Here is a 6267-nt window from a genome sequence, read left to right as displayed (position 1 = left end):
CGCCCGCCAGCAACAAGTCTTCCGCGGCATGCCCACAGCGGCAGCAGCAATCAATGTCGCTCGCGAGCAACACCGCCCTTCCTCGGCGCGCCCACACAGCGGTGCCTCGAGCGACAAGCACGACACCAGCCCCAACCCCATGCACCGCGAAAGCCAAACCCACACTCGCACAGAGCTTCTGACCTTCGCCCCGGCACGCAACGCGGAGCATCGATGTGTACCCCATATCGACAAGTCCGCCTCAACTCCGCTACGCGAGAGCAGTTGCGACACTCCCACAGCGGCGTCGACAACCGTGCGCTCGCGAACAACGCAGCCTTCCTTGGCGTGCCCACCGCGGCGTCAGCACTCAGTGTCGCTCGCGAGCACCGCCTCGGCGTGCCCACAACGGCATCAGCAATCCCGCGCGCGAGCGACACTGCCCTTCCTCTGCGTGCCCATGCGGTAATGCCCTGCTCCACAACTCAAACCGGCACCAGCCGAAGCACCGTCCACGGCTAATTGCGAACGGAAAGTTCAATCGCCGCGCTAAATCCACGCTCGCACAGAGCTGGTGGTTTTTCGGCCCAGGCGTGGAAGCAGCGGGATGGGATGCCAGCGATCAACACACTCCTCATGCCAACGCCTCCACCGACCTCGACGCAGTTCACGCAGACGGCCGGATCAAGATCAGGTGGAACTGGTGGAGGGGGCTTCTCGGGCAATGCCGCCATAGTTTCCACCTGATCTTGATCGCCGGACGCTGGGCGGCGGCTGCGGAAAGCGAGGTGGGGGGGGCTCCGAGTTTCGGCACGGCGTGTCGTGCGGAGCGTCGGTATGTGAGCGCATCGAAGGAGGTGCGTCGGCTCCACTGGATCCAAGCGAGCGCAGTCGCGGCAGCGGCATCGGTAATCCTGCGGCCGCAAGGACACTCGTCTCACCTCGCCGTATTTACGCAGTAATGAGCTGCGCCACAACGCTAACGACCCCGACGGCACACCGCCCAGACTCGAGTCAGCCGAACAGCCAGGCGCACGACACATCGGCCGGGCGCGAACACTGCCAGGCCTTACCTCGCCGTACCCACAGTGATGAGCTGCGCCACAACGCAAACGACCCCAACCGCACACCACCCAGACTCGAGTCAGCCGAACAGCCAGGCCCGCGACACATCGGCCGGGCGCGAACACTGCCAGGCCTTACCTCGCCGTACCCACAGTGACGACCTGCACCACAACGCAAATCGGCTCCGGACGGAATTCCGCCCGGAGCCGACATCTAGCCCAATTACCCGCGCAGCACCGCACCGACCGCGTCGGCGGCAGCAGCGACCGCCAAGTCACGCGCGGCACTCGCCTCGTCCTCGGTCAGGGTCCGGTCGGTGGCTCGGAATCGCAGGGCGTAGGTGAGTGACTTGCGGCCCTCGCCCGCCTGCGTGCCCTCGTACACGTCGAACAGCGCGATATCCTCCAGCAACGCGCCGCCGCCGGTGCGCAGCGCGGATTCGACCGAGGCGGCGGGCACGGTCTTCGGGACACTCACCGAAACGTCCTGCAGCACCGCCGGGAACGGGGAAACCACTGGGACCGGCCGAGATTCGCGCAGCGGCAGGGCATCGAGATCGAGTTCGACAGCGCAGGTGCGCGGCGGCAGGCCCGCCCGCTCCAGAACGGCCGGATGCAATTCGCCGGCGTGCCCGATGACCTTGCCATCGACCACCAGCTCGGCGCACCGCCCCGGATGCCACGGCAGGTAGGCCACGGGACGACGCTCGATGGTCACGCCCGCCGCATCACCGACGGCATCGGCAAGCGCGAAGGCATCGGCGGCCTCCGCCGGACGCCCGGCACCCCACGGCCCGCGCGGTTCCCGGCGACCGGTCAGCACCGCGCCGATGTGTACCGGCTGCGCGGGCAGCGAATCGAGCAGTTCCTCGATCTGCGCATCGGTCGGACGACGATCCACCGGCAGCGCCTCCACCGCGCGCACATTCGGGCCGGGCAGCACCACCTGCGCGATCCCGAAGATCGCGAGATCCCGCGCGCCACGAGAGATATTGCGCGCGGCCACTTCCAGCAGTCCCGGCAGCAGCGTGGTCGCCAGTTCCGCGCGCTCCACATCGAGCGGGTTCAGCACCCGCGTGGTGTCGCGGCGCGGATCGTCGGCGTCCAGACCCCAGATGTCGAAAATCCCGGCGGCGAGGAACAGCGGCGGCAGCACCTCGACGCATCCGGCGAAGGCCAGCGCCCGACTCACCGCGCGGCGGCGGCGCTGCGCGGCGGTCAGCCCACGCCCGGCCGGTGCGGTCGGAATGACGGACGGAATCTGCTCCAGCCCCTCCAGCCGCAGCACCTCTTCGACGAGGTCGGCGGGCTGGGCCAGGTCGGGCCGCCAGCTCGGCGGCGTGACAACGAGCTGCCCGTGCCCGGTGGCCTCGTTGACGCCCACCTCGACCGTGCAGCCGATCTGCGCGAGCCGACGCGCAGAGGTTCCGGTCGAATACACCACGCCGGCTACCCGGTCGGCGAGATCGATGTCGATCCGGATCGGCGGTGCGGCCGGCACCGGCACCCGCACATCGGTGAGCGCGGATTCCACAGTGCCACCGGCGATTTCGGCCAGCAGCGTGGCGGCGCGATCGAGCGCGGCGACATTGATCTCCGGATCCACGACCCGCTCGTAGCGCTTACCCGCTTCGGAGACCAGCTTGTGCCTGCGTGCGGTCCGGTAGACCAGCAGCGGATTCCAGGTGGCGGCCTCGAGTACGATATCGGTCGACTCCGCGCCGACTTCCGTTGTCGCACCGCCCATTACGCCCGCGAGGGAGACCACGCCGGAATCGTCGGCGATCACCACATCCTCGGCATCGAGCACCCGCTCGACCTCGTCCAGCGTGCGCAGCGTCTCGCCCTTATTGGCCGTGCGCACGACGAGACCGCCGTTGAGCTTGGCCGCATCGAAGGCGTGCAGCGGCTGGCCGAGCTCGAGCATCACATAGTTGGTGACATCGACCGCGGGTGAAATCGGGCGCACACCCGACAGCAGCAGCCGACGCTGTAACCACCAGGGGCTCACCGCATTCGGGTCGATACCCGTGACCCGGCGCACCGCGAAACGGGTGCACTTGGACTCCGGCTCGAGCCGGACCGACCACGCGTCCTGCGCGTCATCGGGCAGTATCCGTACCGCCGGATCCGCGTATTCGAGATCGAATCCGCACGCCAGCTCGCGCGCCAGACCGCGGGTCGAGAAGCAGTACCCGCGATCGGGCGTGATGTTCAGCTCGATGACCGTATCGTCGAGTCCGAGCAGCTCATTGGCGTCGGTGCCCGGTTCGGCGGTACCCGGCTCGAGCACCAGAATCCCCGAATGATCCTTGCCGATACCGAGTTCGGCGACCGAGCAGATCATGCCGTTGGACACATGCCCGTAGGTCTTGCGCGAGGAGATCTGGAATCCGCCGGGCAACACCCCGCCCGGCAGCACCACGACCACCAGGTCGCCGACGGCGAAGTTCGTTGCGCCGCAGACAATCTCCTGCAGATCCGGGTTGCCCACGTCCACCTTGCAGAACCGGATCGGCTTCTTGAACTCGGTCAGCTCGGTGATCTCGGCGACGCGACCGACCACCAGCGGCTTATCGATATCACCGCTCACCGGCTGGAGCTTGTCGACCTCTTCGACCTCCAGCCCGACGCGGACGAATCCGGCATCGAGCTCCTCCGGCGTCACCGACCAGTTGGGGGTGGTCCGCTGCAGGATTTCGGTCAGCCAGGACTGCGCTACTCGCACTTGACGTTTCGCTCTCTCGATCGAAGGAAGGTCAGGACCGGATACCGAAGGGCAGCGTGAAACGCACGTCGCCCTCGACGATGTCCCGCATGTCCGGGATGCCGTTACGGAACTGCAGCGTCCGCTCCAGCCCCATGCCGAACGCGAACCCGCTGTACACCTCGGGATCGATCCCGCTGGCGATCAGCACCTTCGGGTTCACCATGCCGCAGCCGCCCCATTCGACCCAGCCCGCGCCGCCCTTCTTGTCCGAGAACCACACGTCGACCTCGGCCGAGGGCTCGGTGAACGGAAAGTAGTTGGGGCGCATGCGCGTCCGAGTATCCGGTCCGAACAGTGCGCGCGCGAACGCGTCCAAGGTGCCGCGCAGATGCGCCATGGTCAGTCCCTTGTCCACCGCCAGTCCCTCCACCTGGGAGAAGACCGGGGTGTGGGTGGCGTCGAGCTCATCGGTGCGGAAGGTCCGACCGGGGCACACCACATAGATCGGCAGTTCGCGCTCGAGCAGCGAACGCACCTGGACTGGCGAGGTGTGTGTGCGCAGCACCTGTCGCGAGCCCTCGGGCGCGATATGGAAGGTGTCCTGCATCGTGCGGGCCGGATGGTCGGGCAGGAAATTCAGCGCGTCGAAGTTGAAGTGTTCGGTCTCGACCTCGGGTCCCTCGGCGACCTCCCACCCCATCGCGACGAAGACATCGGAGATCTGCTCGGAGATCACCGTGATCGGATGCCGGGCCCCGATGGCTTCCCGGCGCGCGGGCAGCGTCACATCGATCGTCTCGGCGACCAGCACGGCCGCGTCGCGCTCGGCTAGCAGGGCCGTGCGGCGCGATTCGAAAGCCTCCGATACCCGTGCCCGCGCGACGTTCACGCGCTTGCCCGCGTCCGCCTTCTCCGATTTCGGCAGGCTGCCGAGCGCGCGCTGCGCCAAGGCCAGCGGCGCTTTACCGCCGAGATGCTCGGTCTTCGCGACCGCGAGCGCATCGAGATCGGCCGCCGCCGCAAACGCCTTCTCGGCCTCTGCCGCGGCGGCGGCCAATGCCTCCTCGCTCAGCGTTGCGTTCTCGACTCCGTCGTTGTCGTCGGCCACGATCGTTCGTCTCTCCCCTGGGGATCGGTTCGCGGGTCCGCGTAATTGCCTACCCACATTGCTGCTGGTCGAATCGTATTCGATACGTGAGGGCCGATTCATCCGGATTACCGCTGTGTCGCTTGCCGGGGGCGTGCTAGCGCGGTTTCGCGCAGGCCACAGCGACTCCATCAGAACCAGAAAGGCCCGAGCCAGCGCCGAACGGACGGGACGAACAACAGGCCGACTACGGCACCCGCGACCACGCCGAGCGCGACCCCATAGACCCTGTCATCAGACGAGAAGAGCAACCCGAATGCCGCCAGGAGCAGGGGCAATTGAATGATGACCGCGATCGCCTGCCACAGACCCCACTTCCGACCGGCGAACAGCGCGGCACCGGCGACGAAGACCACGAGCCCGAACAGCGCGAACCAGACGATCGGAATATCAATGCTCGAATCGTGGCCGACCGCAATCGCCCCCATGGCCACCAACCCAGCGCCTTCCAATGCGACCACGCCGCCCGCCACCCGCAACGCCGTGGGCACGCGCCCACGCACCACGTCACCGTCTGGACCTGCCACGCCGCGAGTCTACCGATGGCACCCGCTATCACCGCAGGTCACCGGATGCGCAATACGTCCGACGCACACCACTCGTACTCGATGGACCACAGCTGCGCGTGTACCGCGATGACGGAAGTGCCATCCAAGCGGGACCGAGGAGGGCGTCTGCGACGATCGCTGACCTGTTTCGCCACACAGGCCGCGACTACGCCGGACAGCACGGCCGTGCTCGACTCCGAAGACGGCGTACGACTCAGCTACCGAGGGGTGTGGCGACCTCGCTGGTCCTCGTCGCACCGGCCGCCGCGATCGCCTGAACATCGTCGGTCGGACTACGCAGCCGATCGTGCATGCCATGATCACGCAGGCAGCGTCATGCGCACCGCAATCACGGCAGCACGGAAGTGCGCCCCAGCCACGCGATCGGCCCAGGTCCCGATCAGCGGATGATCCGCGCCGACATCGATCCGTGGGCAGCTGCCGGGAAAGCGGGTCCACCACATCGATCCGCCCCAGAAGCGGCGCGCACCCTGCGACGGCGTCCAAACCAGAACAGCCGTGCACCGGCCCACGCACTGAACATGGAACGGGCGCACAACTACCGATCAGTACCGCGGCCAATCAGCCCACGGCGGCAACACGGCTGAGCACCAGGAAAAGCACCGCGCCCGCCACATCACTCCAACCCAGAACCGACGCACACCTGCCACCGCGGCCAAACCAGAACAGCCGTGCACCGGCCCACGCACTGAACATGGAACGGGCACACAACTACCGATCAGTGCCGCGCCAATCAACCCACGCCGACAACACGGCTGGGCAGCAGCAGAAAAAGCGCCGCGCCCGCCACATCACTCC

Annotated in this window: 3 protein-coding genes; all 3 read right to left on the bottom strand. The window is 67.2% G+C overall.

Annotated elements, in window-relative coordinates; genetic code table 11:
* Positions 1-1266: 1266 nt before the first annotated feature.
* The 3 genes from pheT to ON44_RS11950 all read right to left on the bottom strand — a co-directional run bounded on the left by pheT (position 1267) and on the right by ON44_RS11950 (position 5427).
* Positions 1267-3771 (bottom strand): phenylalanine--tRNA ligase subunit beta, encoded by a 2505-nt coding sequence (pheT, locus tag ON44_RS11960; protein WP_040689164.1) that lies wholly within the window; start codon positions 3769-3771, stop codon positions 1267-1269.
* Positions 3772-3802: 31 nt separating this feature from the next.
* Entirely contained in the window at positions 3803-4861 is a 1059-nt protein-coding gene (gene pheS / locus ON44_RS11955; RefSeq protein WP_040689162.1) for a phenylalanine--tRNA ligase subunit alpha, read from the bottom strand.
* A gap of 170 nt (positions 4862-5031) precedes the next feature.
* The gene (locus tag ON44_RS11950) at positions 5032-5427 is read right to left on the bottom strand and encodes a hypothetical protein (protein WP_157187116.1); all 396 of its coding nucleotides are present in this window, start codon (positions 5425-5427) and stop codon (positions 5032-5034) included.
* Between the last annotated feature and the right edge of the window lie 840 nt (positions 5428-6267).

Source organism: Nocardia vinacea NBRC 16497 (assembly GCF_000308835.1).
Classification (GTDB): domain Bacteria; phylum Actinomycetota; class Actinomycetes; order Mycobacteriales; family Mycobacteriaceae; genus Nocardia; species Nocardia vinacea.
This window is presented reverse-complemented; position numbering and strand designations above follow the sequence as displayed.